The following is an 18,391-nucleotide window of genomic DNA, read 5'->3' on the forward strand; positions in this document are numbered from 1 at the left end:
AAAAGAGATTAACAAGAGAAGACAACAGAGGCTCCATGCGCAAGCATGGGACCAAAAGCAACCTACCACTTAGCAAAAGGGGTGGTAGCGTGAAGAAAGTAAACAAGGGCACACGGGGGATGCCTAGGCTCTCAGAGGCGATGAAGGACGTGATAAGCTGCGATAAGCCACGGGGATCGGCAAATGCGAATCGATCCGTGGATTTCCGAATGGGGCAACCCGGCATGTTGAAGACATGCCATCAATTGAGGCGAACGCGCTGAACTGAAACATCTAAGTAGGCGTAGGAGGAGAAAATAACAATGATTTCCCAAGTAGTGGCGAGCGAACGGGAAAGAGCCCAAACCGGTCATGTCACGGCATGGCCGGGGTTGTAGGACCACGATATTGTACTGTGCTATGAACTGGAAGCAGGTGGGAAACTGCGCGATAAGGGTGAGAGCCCCGTACAGGCAAAGAATACAGGCATAGTGGTATCCTGAGTACCGCGGGACCGGAGAAATCCTGTGGGAATCCGCCAGCACCATCTGGCAAGGCTAAATACTCCTGAGAGACCGATAGTGGACCAGTACCGTGAGGGAAAGGTGAAAAGAACCCCGAACAGGGGAGTGAAAAGAACCTGAAACCGTGTGCTTACAAGCGGTCGGAGCGGAGCGATTCCGTGACGGCGTGCCTTTTGCATAATGAGCCTACGAGTTACTCTTGTCCGGCAAGGTTAATGGCTTAAGGCCAGGAGCCGAAGCGAAAGCGAGTCTGAACAGGGCGCACAGTCGGACGAGGTAGACGCGAAACCTTGTGATCTACCCTTGGGCAGGTTGAAGGTGCGGTAACACGTACTGGAGGACCGAACCGATAAACGTTGAAAAGTTTCCGGATGACCTGAGGGTAGGGGTGAAAGGCCAATCAAACTGGGAAATAGCTCGTACTCCCCGAAATGTTTTTAGGAACAGCGTCGGCATGGAGTCTAGCAGAGGTAGAGCTACCGATTGGGTGCGGGGGAGTCAAATCCTACCAAATCCAGACGAACTCCGAATGCTGCTAGATATGGCCGGCAGTGAGGCTTTGGGTGCTAAGGTCCAAGGCCGAGAGGGAAAGAACCCAGACCATCAGCTAAGGTCCCCAAATCCGTTCTAAGTTGAACTAACGAGGTCCGGTTGCCCAGACAGCTAGGATGTTGGCTTGGAAGCAGCCATTCATTTAAAGAGTGCGTAACAGCTCACTAGTCGAGCGGCCGGGCGTGGATAATAAACGGGCATCAAGAACGGTACCGAAGCTATGGATTGCAATTTATTGCACTGGTAGGGGAGCATTCCATCGGGGGCGAATCCGCAGGGCGACCTGTGGTGGACCTGATGGAAAAGCAAATGTAGGCATAAGTAACGATAAGGCGGGTGAGAAACCCGCCCACCGAAAGACCAAGGTTTCCTGATCAACGCTAATCGGATCAGGGTCAGTCGGGACCTAAGGCGCATCCGAAGGGAGGCAGCCGATGGCCAACGGGTTAATATTCCCGTACTGTTGATGACTGCGATGTGGTGACGGAGTAGTGACACTGCCGCGAACTGACGGAATAGTTCGTTGAAGGGCAAAGGTATTGGACCGGTAGGCAAATCCGCCGGTACAGCCGAAGCCCGATAGTACAGCAAACCCTCGGGGGCGCTGATAGCGCAGGTAAGCAGACTTCCAAGAAAACCCGCTAAGCTCCAGGTCATCAAGACCCGTACCGCAAACCGACACAGGTGGTCGAGGAGAGGATCCTAAGGTGCTCGAGTGAATCATGGCTAAGGAACTCGGCAAAATGGCCCTGTAACTTCGGGAGAAGGGGCGCTTCCTCCAGCGATGGAGAAGCCGCAGTGAAAAGGCCCAGGCGACTGTTTAGCAAAAACATATGGCTTTGCGAAATCGAAAGATGAGGTATAAGGCCTGACACCTGCCCGGTGCTGGAAGGTTAAGAGGGGATGTCATCCGCAAGGAGAAGCATTGAATCGAAGCCCCAGTAAACGGCGGCCGTAACTATAACGGTCCTAAGGTAGCGAAATTCCTTGTCGGGTAAGTTCCGACCTGCACGAATGGTGTAACGATCTGGGCGCTGTCTCAGCCATGAGCTCGGTGAAATTGTGGTATCGGTGAAGACGCCGGTTACCCGCAACGGGACGGAAAGACCCCATGAACCTTCACTATAGCTTAACATTGAAATTGGGTACAGGATGTGTAGGATAGGCGGGAGTAGTCGAAGCGGTTTCGCCAGGAATCGCGGATACGCCCTTGAAATACCGCCCTTTCTGTATTCGGTTTCTAATCCCGATAAATCGGGAGACATTGTTTGGTGGGTAGTTTGACTGGGGTGGTCGCCTCCAAAAAGGTAACGGAGGCTTTCAAAGGTAAGCTCAGTACGCTTGGTAACCGTACGTGGAGTGCAATGGCATAAGCTTGCTTGACTGTGAGACCTACAAGTCGACCAGGGTCGAAAGACGGACATAGTGATCCGGTGGTTCTGTATGGAAGGGCCATCGCTCAAAGGATAAAAGGTACTCTGGGGATAACAGGCTGATCTCCCCCAAGAGCTCATATCGACGGGGAGGTTTGGCACCTCGATGTCGGCTCGTCACATCCTGGGGCTGGAGAAGGTCCCAAGGGTTGGGCTGTTCGCCCATTAAAGTGGCACGCGAGCTGGGTTCAGAACGTCGCGAGACAGTTCGGTCCCTATCTGTTGTGGGCGCTGGAAGTTTGAGTGGATCTGACCTTAGTACGAGAGGACCGGGTTGGACGGACCGCTGGTGAACCTGTTATGCCGCCAGGTGTACGGCAGGGTAGCTACGTCCGGGATAGATAAGCGCTGAAAGCATCTAAGTGCGAAACTAGCCACGAGATGAGACTTCCTCACAAGGGTCGTCGGAGATTACGACGTCGATAGGCCACAGGTGTAAAGGTTGAGAGACCAAAGCCGAGTGGTACTAATAGCCCGAAGCTTTCCAATGCGGATAGACCTGTTGTCCTCTCTCTTTTTCTGATCTTTTCTTCCAATAACATGTCAATGTGCTGTTGAGCAGTTAGTATTTAGTATCGAGTATCGAGACTTTATGCATCTGCCGATGGTCACAAAAAGGTATTCAGGTGCCTATATCGGCGGTGTCCACCTCTTCCCATTCCGAACAGAGAAGTTAAGCCCGCCAGAGCCGATGGTATTGCCGTAACAGGTGGGAGAGTAGGTCGGTGCCTAATTTTATACGGGAGCCCGCTGTCAACAGACAGCGGGCTTTCTGTTTTTACGGGGCAATCTATATTTATATATCCGTGCAGCAGGGAAGGACATGCCGGCGGGTATGCCATACGCCAATACGGTACCGGGGCCGTTCGGGAGCCATATTGTCCATCACGATCCTGGAATATCCTCCCATCCCATTAATCCTGGTTCTTTCCGATGATCTTGGTTCATCCTCTCATCCATTTAATCCTGGTTCAAACCCATCCTTTCCATCCTGGTTCAAACCCAATTTCCCACAACTCCCTTAAACTCAAATCATTTATTTCTTTCAAAATTCCTTATCTTTGCATTTCAATGGGTACACAATTAGATAATGGTATTAAGCCTTATAACCACTATGGGGCTTATCTGAAAGAAAAATACGACGGACAACGGGTGTTTAAGGTTATCGTAGATGGTAATTTTACCTGTCCGAACCGTGATGGTAGCAAGGGTTATGGTGGATGTACCTACTGCAATGTAGATTCTTTTACGCCTGATACGGCCCGTAAGATCCCATCGATCAGGGAGCAGGTAGAAAATGGTATCGAACGCGCGAGAAATAGCTATGGAGCTGAGAAGTTCATTATCTATTTCCAGCCAAATACCAATACCTATGCACCGACACATCTCCTAAAGATGATGTATGATGAGGCCTTGAGTATCTGTCCGGAACACACCTTAGGTCTTTCGGTCGGTACGCGTCCGGATTGTTTGGATTTTGAGAAGATAGCATTATTGGAAAGTTATACCGATCGGTATGATGTGGACCTTGAAATGGGCATGGAATCGATCTATAATGATACCTTGGAACGCATCAACAGGGGATGTTCGCACGATGAGTTTATTTCAACGATGAAGATGTTGGAAAATACCTCCTTGGAACTCTGTGTTCATACGATCTTTGGCTTTCCTTGGGAAACGGAGGAAATGATGCTGAAGTATGCCGATGAAATCAATAAGCATCCCAAGATCAAGTTTGTGAAATTGCACCACCTACATATCGTGGAGGGTTCTATCATGGGTGTAAAATATAAGCGTGAACCATTCCATTTGTTCAGCATAGAAGAGTATACCGATTTCTTGGCCAAGTTTATTCCATTATTGAGACCTGATATCATTATCCAACGGATATTTGGTATTGCAGATAAGGAATTGCTGATTGCACCTAATTGGGGATTTCCTAAATCGGGTATTCAGACCAAGATTGATAAGGGATTGGAAGAAAGAGGAGTGAAACAAGGTTCGGCCTATAGAGAAGCTGACCTGACGATATAAAGAAAAAGGATGCCAATTGGCATCCTTTTTCTTTTAAGCATATGTTTTTTATTTCTCAACGATGGTCTTTAGATCAGCTGGAGAGTAATAAATTGATTTTAAGGTCTTGTCATCGCCTTTTCTGAACACCAAGTATTTGCCATCGATTTCCTTATAATAAGATTCGACGCCTTTGGCTAGGTAATGTTCTTGGGTTTCTATGGCTTCCTGTTCCGTTTTGCAGGCTTTGCTCATGTTAGAGCGCTGAACTTCATTGAACAGGTCATTGAATTTATCCTTTAATCCAAATTCCAAGATGGCTCCAGAAAGTACATATTGAATATCACAAAGGGCATCGGCGATCTCTACTAGATCTTTGTCCTGAATAGCTTCTTCAAGTTCTTTCAATTCCTCAGCGATCAAGGATACTCTCAATTTGCAACGAGTTTCTGAAGGGATTGTAGGTTGATCTAAAATCGGGTGCTGAAATGTTTTATGGAATTCAGCCACCGACGTTAAACATTTAGGGTCTGTCATATCAAATCTAATTTTGTTAAAAATACGAAAGTGGGCTCAAATAAAAAAGGCGCAATCCAATTGCGCCTTGTATGCTATTTCATTAAATGCTTTAATTGGATGATTTCCTTCTCTTCAAGGTACCTCCAACGTCCGCGAGGAAGATCTTTTTTGGTCAGGTTTGCATAAACCACACGGTCAAGTTTTTCAACTTCGTAACCTAGGGACTCAAATATGCGTCTTACGACCCTATTTTTACCGCTGTGGATCTGAATGCCAACTTCCTTTTTTGAGCCTCCTACAACGAAGCTAAGGTCGTCTGGTTTGATAAAGCCATCCTCCAGTTCAATACCGAATTCGATCTTGTTGAAATCTCCTTGGCTAAGGCTCCTGCTCAACTCCACATTGTAGATTTTGCTGATGTTATTTCTTGGATGGGATAATTTCTCAGCTAGGTTGCCATCGTTGGTCAACAGAAGAAGACCGGTGGTGTTTCTGTCCAAACGTCCTACTGGATAGATACGCTCTTTAGTCGCTTTAGAAACCAGTTGCATAACGGTTTTGCGCTCTTGAGGATCATCCGTGGTGGTGATATAATCTTTTGGTTTGTTCAAAAGGACATACACCATTTTCTCACGTTTCAGACGTTCGTCGTTATATCTGATTTCATCTTTGGCAGGATCAACCTTGGTTCCTAATTCAGTAACCACAACACCGTTTACTGAAATAACTCCAGCTTCGATCAGCTCATCAGCCTTTCTACGTGAACAGATACCTGAGTTAGAGATGTAACGGTTCAAACGGATCAAACCATCATCCTCAGCGTTGAAGTTTTTCTCTTGCTTAGGTTTTCTGAAGTTGTCTTTGCGGAAGTCGCGATCTGATCTTTCATCATTGTCACGGGAAAAACGTTTGTTTCCAAAGTCCTTTCCTTTTCCATCAAACTTTTTATATGGACGGTCTGAGTTGAAAGGTTTTTCAAACTTACCATCTCTATTGAATTTTGAGTCCTTTCCGAATTTAGAACCTCTTTTAGGTGTAGCTTCATCGCCGTACCTTGATTTTCTTTCCGGTCTTTCCTCTCTATTGAATTTTGAATCTCTATCTGGTCTAGCATCTCTGTCAGGTCTAGCATCAGCTCCGAATTTGGAGCTTCTGTCAAATTTGGCGTCTCTTCCGAATTTGGAATCTCTGTCAGGTCTAGAATCTTTGTTGAATTTATTGTCTCTTCCGAACTTGGAGTCTCTGTCAGGTCTTCCGTCTTTATTGAATTTGGAGTCTCTGGCAAATTTAGAATCCTTGTTGAATTTGGAATCTCTTCCAAACTTGGAGTCTTTGTCAAATCTGCTTTTGTCAGAATTTGAGTCACGATTAAATTTGTCGGATTTGTAACTTCTCGATGAATCGAAGGATGATTTATCGTCCTTTTTGTTGTTTCTGAAGCCGTCTGAACTGCTTCTTGATTTTCTGGAGTTGTCGTCTCGACTGTTCCTTTTGCTATTGAATGGCATAATTCGAAAAAATGAGCCACAAAGATAGGCAATTTTTTCACTCATTCAGCATTTAAACACAATACTTTGTTAAATATTAGATTCCTTATACAATAACATTGTTTAAAACTCGCTTTAAGCTCCATGGAGGCCTAATAATCTAATTTATAGCGATTTAGGGATTGTAAGGAAAAACCTAGGGAAAGTGCAGCTTCTTAGTTGCTAGGATTGTTTGTTTCTTCGTTTTAAAACCTCAATGTAGGTCAATATATGTTTATATGAGCTTTTGAAGAATAAAAAATAGCCCAAAAATGTTACAATTTGAGGATTTCTTGAAAAAGTAGTTTAAAGTGGTTTTAACGTAGGTTTTACTTGGTTTTAACTTTAATTAACTTTCTTTATTAATACTATTGTTTGTGCGTTAAAGTAATAAGCTGTACTTTTGGAGCTTGATTTTTCACCAAGCTACTTTTTGATCGGTTTAAACAAGTTCCGTGAATAGGGTAGCAGTAAGGGAATGAATGGTTAAAAAAAGAGTATTATGTAGTAGTGCGCTTTTGATGTTAATGTTAATGTCAAACTTGTACTCCAAACCCCAACCAGAGATGGCCGATCCTTTTAGAAAGGCATTGGACCACTCGATGAAAGCCAATATTTCGGAAACATTGGCTAAAAAAGAGGCAGAAAACGACCCCTATAGTCAGCTCTCTTTTGCAGAAACTGATATTCCATTGGAAGAAGTTACTGTACAGAAAAAACTAGACAAGTACCTGAGTAGGTTTGCTTATCTAAAAAAGCCCTCACATCACATTCACAAAAAAGCGGATCAATTACTTCCCCGCATTGCAAAAATCCTGAAAAGTTATGGTGTTCCTGAAGACTTCAAGTACATTGCTGTGGTTGAAAGTAGCTTGAACCCGAAAACAACTTCTCATAAAGGAGCTGGTGGCTATTGGCAATTTATGCCGGCAACTGCCCGTTTATATGGATTGAAAGTGAATGGTAGTGTGGATGAGCGCTTAGACTTGATTAAGTCTACACATGCGGCAGCAAAATATCTGAAATCATTGCACAAAGAGTTCGGTGATTGGACATTAGCGGCAGCAGCTTATAACGTTGGTGGCGGAAGTTTGAGAGCTTCCCTAAGAAGACAAAAGAAAGACAATTATTATGACTTGAAATTGAATTCGGAAACTGCAGCCTACGTCTATAAGATCATTTCCATGAAAGCAATCTTGGAAACGACATAAAGCGCGAAAGCCTAATTTTATGAACAATACCAAATCAGGAAACCCAGAGGTTTCCTTTTTTTGTGCCTTATTTAATAGGTATATTATCACTAAACAAATACTTGAAAATTAATATGCCTAATCATCCTATGTTTAGTAGAATTTACCTAAATTTAAAATAATGAAATCCCTTTCGGGGATTTTTTGTTGACCTAATGAAAAGCGTATTGAGTGGATTGGAGGAAAACTAAAGAGAAGCTATTTGCCGTATCCCAATTTTTCGAAAAGATCAGGAATTGAACCTGGTCCTCAATAAGATTATGAAGACCTAAATTACCTATTACACCTTCTTTTTGGTTATCCGTTTTTGCGATTGCCACTTTCCTAAATAAAAAAGTGATTGAAATCACATTTTCTTGCTTCTCATTATCATTAGAATGTCATGGGCAGACTGGTAATTTTGAATCGTTAACTTAATATATAAGAATAATGCAGGTAGAGCAATTTAATTATGACAACAAGATTGTCAGAGATTTTGGAATCGCAACTGTAATCTGGGGGATCGTCGGGATGACTGTCGGGCTAATCGCAGCCTTGCAGTTGGTATGGCCAGAGGTAAACTTTGGACTCCAATATTCCACATTCGGGCGTATTCGACCTTTACACACCAACGCAGTAATCTTTGCCTTTGTAGGAAACGCCATTTTTATGGGGGCTTATTATTCCATGCAGCGGGTTTTAAAGGCCAGGATGTTTAGCGATTTACTTAGTAAGATCCACTTTTGGGGTTGGCAATTGATCATTGTAGCCTCAGCAATTACCCTTCCGTTAGGCTTGACCAGTTCGCATGAATATGCAGAAATGGAATGGCCAATTGACCTTGCCATTACCATTATCTGGGTAGTGTTTGGTATCAACATGTTCGGAACGATCATCAGACGTAGAGAAAGACATATGTATGTGGCCGTTTGGTTCTACATTGCGACCTTCGTTACGGTTGCCGTTCTTCACATCGTGAACTCCATTCAGATGCCAGTGGGTATGTGGAAAAGTTATTACGTTTATTCAGGTGTTCAAGATGCATTGGTACAATGGTGGTACGGGCATAATGCGGTTGCATTCTTCCTTACGACTCCGTTCTTAGGACTGATGTACTACTTCTTGCCTAAGATGGCTAACCGCCCTGTATATTCCTATAAATTAAGTATTCTACACTTCTGGTCCTTGATCTTTATCTATATCTGGGCCGGACCGCACCACTTATTGTATACCTCTTTACCAAGCTGGGTACAGTCTTTAGGTGTTGTATTCTCCATTATGTTGATCGCTCCAAGTTGGGGTGGTATGATCAACGGTCTATTGACCTTACGTGGTGCATGGGATAAAGTTAGGACTGAGCCTATCTTGAAATTCATGGTTGTAGCACTGACCTGTTATGGTATGGCAACCTTTGAAGGACCTATGTTATCCTTGAAACAAGTTAACGCTATTGCCCACTTTACGGACTGGATCGTTGCACACGTGCATATCGGTGCCCTAGGATGGAACGGTTTCATGACCTTCGCTATCCTATATTGGTTGATCCCTAGGATCTATAAAACGCAACTGTACTCTAAGAAATTGGCGAATGCCCACTTCTGGATCGGTACATTAGGTATTTTGTTCTATGCTATTCCTTTATATTGGGCAGCAGTAGTACAAGGTTTGATGTGGAAAGACTTTACGCCAGAAGGTGTATTGAAATACCCTAACTTCTTGGCTACTACCTTGGAGATCCTTCCAATGCACATGATGCGTGCTGTAGGTGGTATCCTTTACCTTACAGGGGTAATCATGATGACCTATAACTTGGTTAAGACCATCAAAACAGGTTCTTTGGTTGCCAATGAGCCAGCAGAAGCACCGGCATTAGAGCCAATCCAAAAAACAGAAAAATCTGCTCACCGTCGTTTAGAACGTAAGCCTATCCTGTTTATGGTGTTGTCATTGATCGCTATCCTTATCGGGGGTATCGTGGAGATGATCCCAACCTTTACAGTGGCCAACAACGTTCCTAAAATTGCTTCGGTGAAACCGTATACCGCTTTGGAATTGACCGGACGTGACCTCTATATCCGTGAGGGATGTGTGAACTGTCACTCGCAGACCATTCGTCCATTCCGTTCGGAAACTGCACGTTATGGTGAGTACAGTAAGGCTGGAGAGTTCGTTTATGACCATCCATTCCTATGGGGTTCGAAACGTACCGGACCAGATCTTCACCGTATCGGTGGTAAATATCCGCACAAATGGCACTATGACCATATGTTGGATCCAACCATCACCTCACCAGGAAGTATCATGCCTCCATATCCATGGTTGATCGAACAAGATATCAACTACAAATACCTAACCGGTAAGATGAAGGTGATGAAGAAACTAGGGGTGCCTTATTCGGATGATGAAATCAACAATGCTGTTGAACACGCAGAAAAGCAAGCACAAGCCATCGTGAAAGATTTAGCTGCAAACGATGTTCAGGTTGAACCAAATAAAGAGATCGTTGCGATGATCGCCTATCTACAACGCTTGGGTACAGACATCAAGGCTGAGCCTAAGAAAGCAGATGACGCGAATAAAGTAGCAGAAAACAATTAATGTAACACAAAAAAAGAAAGAGCTATGTGGAGTCAAATCACAAACTTACATGGAGATGAGATTTACTTGATCATCTCGCTGTTAATCTTCTTGACTTTTTTTATCCTGGTAGCCATTATGCTGTTTACCATGAAGAAAAGCTTTGTGGATTACATGAAAGGATTACCATTTGATGAATCCGATAAACAGAATGATAACTTACCTGAATCTGAACGTATATGAATCTAATATTAATACTGAGCAGTGTATCAGGAACGCTGATTGCGATTGGTACAGGCAACTTATATAACGATATTTTCTATCTAGCCGTATTCTTCGTATTGATCGCTGTATTGGCTGCTGCCATCACCATCAACAAGGCCTTGAGGTCTATGTTGAAGGTGACCATGCCAGAGGTTGTCAAAGAAGAAGAACGCCAAAAAGCGGAAAGGAAACTGTCCAGAAAGAATTACTGGAAGAGCACATGGAACTATATCATGGGCTTGAAACCTCTGGAGGAAGAAAAAGACATGGTGATCAAAAACCATGAATACGATGGAATTGAGGAATTGAACAATCCTATTCCGGTATGGTTCAACGCCTTGTTCTATTCTTCTGTAGTCTTTGCGGTGGTATACCTATTGATTTACCAGGTATTCGGTTGGGGATTGAACCAAGACCAAGAATACGAGCGCGAGATGGCAAAAGCAGAGATTGAAAAACAAGAGTTCTTGGCACAGTCTGCCAACTCCTTTGATGAAAACACCATCGAGGTGGATGAAACTGGAACGCTGGCAGCAAATGGTAAGGCATTGTTCACAACGAACTGTGCTGCCTGTCACGGTGCAAATGGGGAAGGTACCATTGGTCCTAACTTGACCGATAGGTTCTGGTTGCACGGTGGCGAGATCAAGGACATCTTTAAAACCGTAAAATATGGTGTTCCGGAAAAAGGAATGGTGCCTTGGGAACAAACCTTGACACCAGCGCAAATTGCAGAGGTAAGTAATTTTATCCTCACTTTGAGAGATACCAAACCTGCAAATCCAAAAGGTGCAGAAGGCGTTGAAGTCACTGCATACGAAAGTGAAGGAGGTGCTGCTCCAGCTGCTGAAGGCGAAGCTCTAGCAGATAGTACAGCAACAAAATAATAAATATTAAAAAATCATGGGAACAGTAGTAAATGAATCCAATCAACAAAACCAAATAGATAAATCGAAAAGAAAATGGATATACGCTAAGAAACCTAGCGGGCAATTCTTTAACTATCGACAGGTTGTTGGCTACGGATTACTACTGTTCTTCTTTTTAGGTCCCATCCTAAAAATAAACGGAAACCCTTTCTTGATGTTCAACATCATTGAAAGGAAGTTCTCCATCTTTGGTAACATCTTTTACCCACAAGACTTTCATATCTTCCTGTTTGGGATGCTGATCGTATTGGTCTGTATCGTCCTGTTTACTGCTGTCTATGGCCGTGTATGGTGTGGTTGGACTTGTCCGCAGACCATATTTATGGAGCTCATATTCCGAAGGATCGAATACCTGATCGAAGGGGACTGGACCCAACAGAAAAAATTGAATGAAGGTCCTGATACCGATGTCAAGGCTTGGAAGAAGTTTCTGAAGCACACTGTTTTTCTGCTGATATCCTTTATCATTTCCAATCTGTTCCTTTCCTATATTATTGGGGTGGATGCACTTTACAAGATCGTCACAGATCCTGTTGAAAACCATATTGTAGGTTTCCTATCTATTATTGTTTTCACCTTGGTGTTCTATTTCGTGTTCGCATTTGTCAGAGAGATCGTTTGTACACGTATCTGTCCATATGGTAGATTGCAAGGGGTGCTTTTGGATGACAACTCTGTTACAGTTGCCTATAATGTGAAAAGGGGAGAGCCAAGAGGAAAAATCAGAAAAGATTCTTCTGAAGAGAAAGGCGATTGTATCGACTGTAACCTCTGTGTGAATGTATGTCCTACTGGGATTGATATCCGTAAGGGGCCTCAATTGGAATGTGTTTCCTGTACAGCCTGTATCGATGCTTGTGATGCCGTTATGGATAAGATTGACAAGCCAAGACGTCTGATCGGATTCTATACTTTGGCAGAAGCAGAAGGCACGGAAACGGAGGATGCAGGTAAGAGGAAGAATACCAGAGCAGTCATATATACCGGAATTCTGGTGGTATTGATGGGGATCTTTGGTTTTATGATCTTCAGCCGTTCTGATGTGGATGGTCGTCTATTGCGTGCAAAAGGGAGTACCTACCAAAAACGTGACGATGGAACGGTGACCAATTTGTACACCTTGGAAGTGATCAATAAAACGAGTAAGGACCTAGACTTCGACTTGGTTAGTGCCACGGAAGGGGTCAAAATTCAGGTGGTGAATCCTATTTCCCATTTGAACCGTGAAGGAAGTGCGAAATTAAGCTTATTTTTGATAGCAGACCAGCAATCCATCAAACAATATAAAACTGACGTGAAGGTGGATATCATGGTTGGCGATAAAGTTTTAGAAACCATGGAGACGACATTTATTGCGCCTCCAGCAAAAAAATAAAATGAACTGGGGATATAAGATAGTATTTGGTTTAGGGGCATTTATGCTATTTATTGTTGGTGCAGGGATCTATATGGTCAGTCATGATTCAGATACCTTGGTCGAGTCAGACTACTACGAAAAAGGGCTGAACTATGATGAAACTTTCCATAAAAAAGAAAACCTGCTCGCAGATCATGCTAAACCAAGACTTCAATTGCTCAAAGACAGCTTACTGATTGAGTTTTCATCTGCTGGAAATAAAGGAACCCTGAGGTTTACCCGCTTGGATGACAAAAACCTCGATCAAGTATTACCTTTCAATACAGCAAACAATCAGTTTAAACTGCCTGTAGGTAGTTTCAAGAAAGGGAATTGGAAATTAGAAATTGACTGGGTGCATTCGGATAAATCTTACATTTCCGATCACGCCGTGTTTATTCAATAAAATGACTTATCATTATCTGGCGTTTTTTATGGGCCTTTTGGGCAGTATCCACTGTGCGGTCATGTGCGGTCCGCTGCTGCTTGCCGTTCAGGCAGGGCAGAAGATCTCCTGGAAAACGACTTTTAATAAATTACTCTATCAATCTGGCCGCATCCTGACCTATGGATTATTAGGCCTGCTGTTAGGTGTACTTGGAAATGCAGCCACTATCCAAGGTTGGCAGCAGGGTTTTAGCCTGGTTACCGGTATTATCCTTTTTGCCATTGGTCTTTTCTATATGTTTGGCAAGAGTTCATCGAAACTCGCATCCATTCAGACCAAAGCCATCCAACCCTTTGCAAAGTTTATGAGCAAATGGCTGTATAGGCCTGGAGGAAGTTTTATAGCCGGTATACTGAATGGTATCCTGCCTTGTGGAATGGTCTATATGGCCTTGGCATCTGCCGTAAATGCAGACTCCTTGACCAATAGCTTTCTTTTTATGTTACTGTTCGGCCTAGGTACCCTACCTTTATTGCTGGTGTTTTCTTTTGCCGGCAACTTCCCGAAACGTATCTTCAAGACCAGTTTTTCTACGGTATTGCCTATTTTGTTCCTGATTATGGGTGCTTGGTTCATCTTGAGGGGAGCTAACCTAGATATCCCATATTTGAGCCCCTTATTGCACATAGATGGTGCAATGAATTGTGCATAATTGATTTTCTTTCCTATCTTGTATGGAAGCCTTGTTTTTTGTCTCAAAACAAATACAGGCTAAGTTGGTTATTAGAGATAATTTCTATCTATGCAGGAGCACTTAAAGACCGTTTTACATTTTCTGGAAATATGGGGCTGGATCCCATTAACGATAATGTATGTTGGAGTAATCATAACCATCTTAATTGAAAACCGAAATCCTACCAAAACCATTTCTTGGGTACTGGTCATCGTTTTTATCCCTTTTGTGGGGCTAATCCTTTATTATCTTTTTGGACAGAAGTTTTCAAAGGTCAAGAAAATGAAACGGATCAACCAGGAACAGACCCTGCGGTTGAAAAAGGAATTCCAGCGGTTGGAGCCATTGATACAATGGTCCATTCGGAATATACAGAGCAAGATCGGCGATCTATCCCGAGTGTATTCTTATCTCAAGAATGAAAAACTCTCCACACCGACCTTAAATAATGAAGTAACGCTCCTGGTCAATGGTGAACAGATGTTTCCTGCACTTTTGGAATCCCTGGCAGCAGCCAAGCATTCCATCCATATGGAGTTCTATATCTTTGATTTGGACAATATTGGTACCCAAGTCCTGGACTTACTGGAAAAGAAAGCCAATGAAGGGATAATTGTCCGGCTGATCGTGGACAGCTTCGGCTCGCCAAAGGTCGTTCGATACATGCGGAAAAAGAAAGATAGCAAAATAGAATTCCAGGCTTTCTTACCTGTGACCTTTACTTCGTTGGCAAACTCCAACTTCCGTAATCACCGGAAAATTGCGGTGATCGATGGCTTTGTATGCTATACTGGAGGTATCAATATTTCAGATCGCTATGCCAACCCGAATGAATTTGGTCTGTATTGGCGAGATACCTCGGTGAAGATCGTTGGGAATGTGGGGGCTATGTTCCAGATCAGCTTCTGGAACCAATGGAACCAGACCGACGGCAAACCCTTTAAGTTGGATGATGGATATCTTCGTGAAACTCCTGTAGTAACCGATCAGTTGAGTGCAGTGGCATTGTCTTCCAGTGACCCTGGTTCTATCGGTCCATTTAATATGGAAGCATTGCTCATCAGTATAGGAGAGGCAAGTGAAAGCATAAAATTATGTACCCCATACTTTATTCCTTCAGAAGAATTATCTACCGCACTTAAAACGGCAGCAGCAGCCGGCGTAGATGTCGAATTGATGATCCCTGCTGAAGGTGATTCCTGGTTTGTTCAACATGCAACCTTTTCCTACCTCAAACCACTTCTGGAAAGAGGAGTAAAGGTCTACCAATATGAAAAAGGTTTCTTACATGCGAAAACCTCGATTATTGATGGCAAAATTGCCTATGTAGGAACTGTCAACCTTGATTTCCGAAGTTTTTATATCAATTATGAAGTTGCTGCTGTTATCTCCAATCGAGATTTCTGTAGAGAAATGGAAAAGCAGTATGATATTGACCGTGAAAATTGTGTGCTGATTACCATTAAGGATTGGAAAAAAAGAAAAGCTTGGAAGAGAGGAGTGGATTCCCTTTGCCGATTGCTTGCGCCATTGCTGTAGGTATCTGTTAAATTTCCTTAAGGCTTCCCTCGTTCCCTAAAAATTCAATATATTTAGCTTTTTCAAAATTAAATATTGATGAAGTTAACTAATCGTTTACTTTTAGCAGTCGTAATTTTTACCTCATTATTTACCACAGCTAAGGGCCAAGAAAAACCTGCAATTCCAATCAATACTGCAGTAGAAAATGTTCAAAAATATTTCTCGGTTTACCCAGTAGAAAAAGTGCATTTACACTTTGATAAGCCATATTATGCCGTGGGAGATACATTGTGGTTCAAAACCTATCTAAATACCAATCTATTTAATTACGACCCGAGCAAGATCGTTTATGTCGATGTCATCAACAGCAGGGACTCTCTGATGCAGACCCTAAGGATCCCCATGCAGGAAGGTGCGGGAAAGGGACATTTGGTCCTTGATCCTCAGTTTTGGTCTCAGGACAACTATAGGTTCAGGGCATATAGCAAGTGGATGATGAACTTTGATATGGGCTACTTTTTCAATAAGGTAGTTCCAATTGGTGATGCAATCAACAAAAAGATGGGTGCCAATATCACCTATCAACAGGAAGGAAACCGAACCAAAGCTACCATTCAATTCAGAGGTCCAGATGGACAGGCCCTAGGTCGTAAAAAATTGAATTGGGAAGCCAATGATGGTTGGGATGCCTTTGATAAAGGAAAGGCTGAAACGGATGACCTTGGTCGGATCACGATCAACCTATCCCATAAGGAAAAAGACAAATTCAAGACTGGCCGATTGGTTGTTCAATTGGATGAAGGACAAACAGGTCAATATTCTTTGGCGAATGCCTATCAAGATGTAGATATTCAGTTTTTCCCAGAAGGTGGGGACCTTATCTCTGGAGTTTCCAAAAAGGTTGCCTTTAAGGCCATGGAATCGGGTGGCTCATCCGTTCCGGTTAAAGGGAAAATAATCGATAGCAAAAAGAAAGAGATTGCCAGCTTTGAAGATCTAGGCATGGGTATGGGGTCATTTACAATGATTCCTGTTTCCGGAGAAACCTACAAAGCTGTCGTGACCTTAGGTAATGGAATCGAGAAAACTGTGGACCTTCCGGCCGTTGTAGACGATAAGATCAACGTCGTGGCTGTTTCTCAGGATAATGAATTTATCAACCTAGGACTAGTTACCAATGATCAATATTTCAGCTCCATCCAAAACAAACCTTACTATGTTTTTGGTCAACTGAATGGACATTTGATCTATGCTGCCCAAGCTTCCATTAAAAGTCCGGCAGTATCGGTTAGAATTCCTTTAAAGGAATTACCGAACGGTGTCGTACAGATTACATTGATGACCCCTGATGGACAACCTGTATCCGAGCGTTTGGTGTTTATCCAACCGCAGGAACTGATCGGAATCCAAGTGTCTACTGATAAAACGGACTATGCAAGAAAGGATCTGGTGAAAATGAAACTGAACCTGGATACCAAAGTGGATAGCCTGCCTGGGAACTTCTCTGTTTCTGTCATCGATGAAAGCAAGGTACCTTACAATGATGATAATGATAAAGGTATTGTCAGCAATATGTTGGTTGCCTCGGATTTAAAGGGTTATATCGAAAAGCCAAACTATTACTTCAATCCTAAAAACGAAAACAGATTGGAAGCCTTGGATGCCTTAATGTTGACCCAAGGATTTAGAAGGTTTGAATATAAGGATCTGGTGAGTGGAAGACTACCGCAAGTGAAGTTCATGCCTGAACAAGGAATTACGATCACTGGGGTCCTTCGCCAAAATACCGGACGTGTCCAGCCTAATGGTGGTTTATTGTTGAATATCCCAGGAGCTGCAATTAAAAAAGATGCTTATACTGATAATTCAGGTAGATATACATTCGAAAACCTAGTCTTTTCGGATTCCCTGAAAGCTACCTTGAATGCTCGAGGTAATGACAACTTCAGAAGTCTGGTAATCACCTTGGATCCAACGCTATTCCCAGAGATTGATCAAGCTAATCCTAATAAGGCTGCAAACATCCAGAATATCGATGAGAACCTAAAAGCATACCTTGACAATAGCAAAAAGGAATTCAGGACGCATAACCTGATCGAGGAAGTCGTGGTAACAGCAACCCAAGAGAAAAAGCAGACCAGTAAGGACTTCTCGGCATTGACGGGGCTTTCCATGCCTGAACACCGTATCGAAGGAAGCCGTTTCAATGGCTGTAATGTCTTGAGCATGTGTTTAAATACGATGTTGACAGGGATTACCTATGATGTCAATACCCAGAAATATTATATCACCAGAAATTTCAACCAAGGCAGCCGTGTACCCGTACAGTTCTTCCTGAATGGTATGCCAATAGACGAGCCTTCCATCAACTCGATTCAGGTAGCTGATATCGAGGCTATCGAGATCTTTATGCGTGATGACCTGGGTACCGTAAGAAACCTGTACAACAATGATGGTGTAGTTTCGATCATCACCAAGAAAGAGAAAAAACAACCGCGTATGACCATGGCGCAGATTGAAGCCATGTTGCCTAAATCAAACGTAATCGACTTCTATCCGCTAGGATATGTGAAGGAACGTAAATTCTACGAGCCGAAGTATACAACAGCAGAGTCTAAAAATACCAATGACTACAGAACAACAGTTTATTGGAACCCAGATGTACGCGTAGATTCGAAAGGTGAAGTTAACCTGGAATTCTTCAATGCTGATGGAACCGGTAAATACAAGGTAGTCGTGGAAGGTAATGACCTTCAGGGAAATGTCGGTAGACAGATTTACTATTACAATGTGAAATAAATAAAATTC

Annotated in this window: 12 protein-coding genes and 2 rRNA genes; 12 read left to right on the plus strand and 2 right to left on the minus strand. The window is 43.1% G+C overall.

What is annotated here, in order from left to right; all coding sequences use genetic code 11:
- Positions 1–92: 92 nt before the first annotated feature.
- The 3 genes from NMK93_RS04830 (at position 93) to NMK93_RS04840 (ending at position 4,522) form a co-directional block, all read left to right on the plus strand.
- Positions 93–2,977, plus strand: a 23S ribosomal RNA gene (locus NMK93_RS04830).
- A gap of 133 nt (positions 2,978–3,110) precedes the next feature.
- Positions 3,111–3,222 (plus strand): 5S ribosomal RNA (rrf, locus tag NMK93_RS04835).
- A gap of 337 nt (positions 3,223–3,559) precedes the next feature.
- Entirely contained in the window at positions 3,560–4,522 is a 963-nt protein-coding gene (locus NMK93_RS04840; protein ID WP_185213486.1) for a TIGR01212 family radical SAM protein, read from the plus strand.
- A gap of 48 nt (positions 4,523–4,570) precedes the next feature.
- Here the strand turns inward: NMK93_RS04840 and NMK93_RS04845 are convergent, their stop codons facing one another.
- The gene (locus NMK93_RS04845) at positions 4,571–5,038 is read right to left on the minus strand and encodes a nucleoside triphosphate pyrophosphohydrolase family protein (RefSeq protein ID WP_254528156.1); all 468 of its coding nucleotides are present in this window, start codon (positions 5,036–5,038) and stop codon (positions 4,571–4,573) included.
- 74 nt (positions 5,039–5,112) lie between these two features.
- Positions 5,113–6,528, minus strand: coding sequence for a pseudouridine synthase (locus tag NMK93_RS04850; protein ID WP_254528645.1), 1,416 nt, complete (start codon positions 6,526–6,528; stop codon positions 5,113–5,115).
- A gap of 551 nt (positions 6,529–7,079) precedes the next feature.
- On the opposite strand from NMK93_RS04850, the gene NMK93_RS04855 reads away from it, so the two are divergent.
- The 9 genes from NMK93_RS04855 to NMK93_RS04895 all read left to right on the plus strand — a co-directional run bounded on the left by NMK93_RS04855 (position 7,080) and on the right by NMK93_RS04895 (position 18,382).
- Positions 7,080–7,757: a lytic transglycosylase domain-containing protein gene (locus NMK93_RS04855; RefSeq protein WP_185213488.1), complete on the plus strand. Its 678-nt coding sequence runs from the start codon at positions 7,080–7,082 to the stop codon at positions 7,755–7,757.
- 468 nt (positions 7,758–8,225) lie between these two features.
- Positions 8,226–10,373 carry a cytochrome-c oxidase, cbb3-type subunit I gene (gene ccoN / locus NMK93_RS04860; RefSeq protein ID WP_185213489.1) on the plus strand — a complete coding sequence of 716 codons (2,148 nt, stop codon included), beginning with the start codon at positions 8,226–8,228 and terminating at the stop codon, positions 10,371–10,373.
- 24 nt (positions 10,374–10,397) lie between these two features.
- Complete coding sequence (locus NMK93_RS04865; protein ID WP_254528158.1) at positions 10,398–10,595, plus strand: hypothetical protein; 198 nt, start codon at positions 10,398–10,400, stop codon at positions 10,593–10,595.
- Positions 10,592–11,503: a cbb3-type cytochrome c oxidase N-terminal domain-containing protein gene (locus NMK93_RS04870; RefSeq protein ID WP_254528160.1), complete on the plus strand. Its 912-nt coding sequence runs from the start codon at positions 10,592–10,594 to the stop codon at positions 11,501–11,503. Before NMK93_RS04865 ends, NMK93_RS04870 begins: the two co-directional genes overlap by 4 nt.
- A 16-nt stretch (positions 11,504–11,519) precedes the next feature.
- On the plus strand, positions 11,520–12,920 hold the full coding sequence (gene ccoG / locus NMK93_RS04875; RefSeq protein WP_254528162.1) for a cytochrome c oxidase accessory protein CcoG: 1,401 nt from the start codon (positions 11,520–11,522) through the stop codon (positions 12,918–12,920).
- A 1-nt stretch (position 12,921) separates the two neighbouring features.
- The gene (locus NMK93_RS04880; RefSeq protein WP_254528164.1) at positions 12,922–13,347 is read left to right on the plus strand and encodes a FixH family protein; all 426 of its coding nucleotides are present in this window, start codon (positions 12,922–12,924) and stop codon (positions 13,345–13,347) included.
- A gap of 1 nt (position 13,348) precedes the next feature.
- Complete coding sequence (locus NMK93_RS04885; protein WP_254528166.1) at positions 13,349–14,041, plus strand: sulfite exporter TauE/SafE family protein; 693 nt, start codon at positions 13,349–13,351, stop codon at positions 14,039–14,041.
- A 90-nt stretch (positions 14,042–14,131) separates the two neighbouring features.
- Positions 14,132–15,601, plus strand: a complete 1,470-nt coding sequence (cls, locus tag NMK93_RS04890) for a cardiolipin synthase (protein ID WP_254528168.1) — start codon at positions 14,132–14,134, stop codon at positions 15,599–15,601.
- Positions 15,602–15,679: 78 nt separating this feature from the next.
- Positions 15,680–18,382 (plus strand): carboxypeptidase regulatory-like domain-containing protein, encoded by a 2,703-nt coding sequence (locus tag NMK93_RS04895; RefSeq protein WP_185218626.1) that lies wholly within the window; start codon positions 15,680–15,682, stop codon positions 18,380–18,382.
- Positions 18,383–18,391: the final 9 nt, after the last annotated feature.

The organism is Sphingobacterium sp. LZ7M1, from assembly GCF_024296865.1.
Classification (GTDB): Bacteria; Bacteroidota; Bacteroidia; order Sphingobacteriales; family Sphingobacteriaceae; genus Sphingobacterium.

What these genes read in the sequence shown, in the direction of transcription:
- NMK93_RS04840 (WP_185213486.1), top strand. Translation starts at nt 3,560, where the DNA reads ATGGGTACACAATTAGATAATGGTATTAAGCCTTATAACCACTATGGG.
- NMK93_RS04845 (WP_254528156.1), bottom strand. Translation starts at nt 5,038, where the DNA reads ATGACAGACCCTAAATGTTTAACGTCGGTGGCTGAATTCCATAAAACA.
- NMK93_RS04850 (WP_254528645.1), bottom strand. Translation starts at nt 6,528, where the DNA reads ATGCCATTCAATAGCAAAAGGAACAGTCGAGACGACAACTCCAGAAAA.
- NMK93_RS04855 (WP_185213488.1), top strand. Translation starts at nt 7,080, where the DNA reads ATGTCAAACTTGTACTCCAAACCCCAACCAGAGATGGCCGATCCTTTT.
- ccoN (WP_185213489.1), top strand. Translation starts at nt 8,226, where the DNA reads ATGCAGGTAGAGCAATTTAATTATGACAACAAGATTGTCAGAGATTTT.
- NMK93_RS04865 (WP_254528158.1), top strand. Translation starts at nt 10,398, where the DNA reads ATGTGGAGTCAAATCACAAACTTACATGGAGATGAGATTTACTTGATC.
- NMK93_RS04870 (WP_254528160.1), top strand. Translation starts at nt 10,592, where the DNA reads ATGAATCTAATATTAATACTGAGCAGTGTATCAGGAACGCTGATTGCG.
- ccoG (WP_254528162.1), top strand. Translation starts at nt 11,520, where the DNA reads ATGGGAACAGTAGTAAATGAATCCAATCAACAAAACCAAATAGATAAA.
- NMK93_RS04880 (WP_254528164.1), top strand. Translation starts at nt 12,922, where the DNA reads ATGAACTGGGGATATAAGATAGTATTTGGTTTAGGGGCATTTATGCTA.
- NMK93_RS04885 (WP_254528166.1), top strand. Translation starts at nt 13,349, where the DNA reads ATGACTTATCATTATCTGGCGTTTTTTATGGGCCTTTTGGGCAGTATC.
- cls (WP_254528168.1), top strand. Translation starts at nt 14,132, where the DNA reads ATGCAGGAGCACTTAAAGACCGTTTTACATTTTCTGGAAATATGGGGC.
- NMK93_RS04895 (WP_185218626.1), top strand. Translation starts at nt 15,680, where the DNA reads ATGAAGTTAACTAATCGTTTACTTTTAGCAGTCGTAATTTTTACCTCA.